Here is a 2,737-nt window from a genome sequence, read left to right on the forward strand (position 1 = left end):
TACGCGCACAGCGGATAGGGACCGAACTGTCTCACGACGTTCTAAACCCAGCTCGCGTACCGCTTTAATGGGCGAACAGCCCAACCCTTGGGACCGACTCCAGCCCCAGGATGCGACGAGCCGACATCGAGGTGCCAAACCATCCCGTCGATATGGACTCTTGGGGAAGATCAGCCTGTTATCCCCGGGGTACCTTTTATCCGTTGAGCGACGGCGCTTCCACAAGCCACCGCCGGATCACTAGTCCCGACTTTCGTCCCTGCTCGACCCGTCGGTCTCACAGTCAAGCTCCCTTGTGCACTTACACTCAACACCTGATTGCCAACCAGGCTGAGGGAACCTTTGGGCGCCTCCGTTACTCTTTAGGAGGCAACCGCCCCAGTTAAACTACCCATCAGACACTGTCCCTGATCCGGATCACGGACCCAGGTTAGACATCCAGCACGACCAGAGTGGTATTTCAACGACGACTCCACCAGCACTGGCGTCCCCGCTTCAAAGTCTCCCACCTATCCTACACAAGCCGAACCGAACACCAATATCAAACTGTAGTAAAGGTCCCGGGGTCTTTCCGTCCTGCTGCGCGAAACGAGCATCTTTACTCGTAGTGCAATTTCACCGGGCCTATGGTTGAGACAGTCGAGAAGTCGTTACGCCATTCGTGCAGGTCGGAACTTACCCGACAAGGAATTTCGCTACCTTAGGATGGTTATAGTTACCACCGCCGTTTACTGGCGCTTAAGTTCTCAGCTTCGCCACACCGAAAAGTGACTAACCGGTCCCCTTAACGTTCCAGCACCGGGCAGGCGTCAGTCCGTATACATCGCCTTACGGCTTCGCACGGACCTGTGTTTTTAGTAAACAGTCGCTTCTCGCTGGTCTCTGCGGCCACCCCCAGCTCACGGAGTAAATCCGATCACCAGTGATGGCCCCCCTTCTCCCGAAGTTACGGGGGCATTTTGCCGAGTTCCTTAACCATAGTTCACCCGAACGCCTCGGTATTCTCTACCTGACCACCTGAGTCGGTTTAGGGTACGGGCCGCCATGAAACTCGCTAGAGGCTTTTCTCGACAGCATAGGATCATCCACTTCACCACAATCGGCTCGGCATCAGGTCTCAGCCTCATGTGCGACGGATTTACCTACCGCACGGCCTACACCCTTACCCCGGGACAACCACCGCCCGGGCTGGACTACCTTCCTGCGTCACCCCATCGCTCACCTACTACAAGTCTGGTTCGTCGGCTCCACCACTACCCTCAACTCCGAAGAGATCGGGCCGGCTTCACGGACTTAGCATCGCCTGATTCAGTATTGGGCGTTTCAAAGCGGGTACCGGAATATCAACCGGTTGTCCATCGACTACGCCTGTCGGCCTCGCCTTAGGTCCCGACTTACCCTGGGCAGATCAGCTTGACCCAGGAACCCTTAGTCAATCGGCGCACACGTTTCCCACGTGTGTATCGCTACTCATGCCTGCATTCTCACTCGTGAACCGTCCACAACTCGCTTCCGCGGCTGCTTCACCCGGCACACGACGCTCCCCTACCCATCACGATCCCCGTTGGGGGTCAATATCGCAATGACACGACTTCGGCGGTACGCTTGAGCCCCGCTACATTGTCGGCGCGGAATCACTTGACCAGTGAGCTATTACGCACTCTTTCAAGGGTGGCTGCTTCTAAGCCAACCTCCTGGTTGTCTCTGCGACTCCACATCCTTTCCCACTTAGCGTACGCTTAGGGGCCTTAGTCGATGCTCTGGGCTGTTTCCCTCTCGACCATGGAGCTTATCCCCCACAGTCTCACTGCCGCGCTCTCACTTACCGGCATTCGGAGTTTGGCTAAGGTCAGTAACCCGGTAGGGCCCATCGCCTATCCAGTGCTCTACCTCCGGCAAGAAACACACGACGCTGCACCTAAATGCATTTCGGGGAGAACCAGCTATCACGGAGTTTGATTGGCCTTTCACCCCTAACCACAGGTCATCCCCCAGGTTTTCAACCCTGGTGGGTTCGGTCCTCCACGAAGTCTTACCTCCGCTTCAACCTGCCCATGGCTAGATCACTCCGCTTCGGGTCTAGAGCGTGCAACTCAATCGCCCTATTCGGACTCGCTTTCGCTACGGCTTCCCCACACGGGTTAACCTCGCTACACACCGCTAACTCGCAGGCTCATTCTTCAAAAGGCACGCAGTCACGACGCACCGAGCAAGCTCGATGCGCGACGCTCCCACGGCTTGTAGGCACACGGTTTCAGGTACTATTTCACTCCGCTCCCGCGGTACTTTTCACCATTCCCTCACGGTACTATCCGCTATCGGTCACCAGGGAATATTTAGGCTTAGCGGGTGGTCCCGCCAGATTCACACGGGATTTCTCGGGCCCCGTGCTACTTGGGTGTCTCTCAAACGAGCCGCTGATGTTTCGACTACGGGGGTCTTACCCTCTACGCCGGACCTTTCGCATGTCCTTCGCCTACATCAACGGTTTCTGACTCGTCTCACGGCCGGCAGACCGTGAAAGAGAGATCCCACAACCCCGCATGCGCAACCCCTGCCGGGTATCACACGCATACGGTTTGGCCTCATCCAGTTTCGCTCGCCACTACTCCCGGAATCACGGTTGTTTTCTCTTCCTGAGGGTACTGAGATGTTTCACTTCCCCTCGTTCCCTCCACACTGCCTATGTGTTCAGCAGCGGGTGACAGCCCATGACGACTGCCGGGTTTCCCCATTC

Annotated in this window: 1 rRNA gene; it reads right to left on the reverse strand. The window is 56.8% G+C overall.

The annotated features are described in order from the left end of the window. A 23S ribosomal RNA gene (locus tag ACFQ7C_RS20250) occupies positions 1-2,737 on the reverse strand; the annotation flags it as partial.

Source organism: Microbacterium sp. NPDC056569, from assembly GCF_042793475.1.
Classification (GTDB): Bacteria; Actinomycetota; Actinomycetes; order Actinomycetales; family Microbacteriaceae; genus Microbacterium.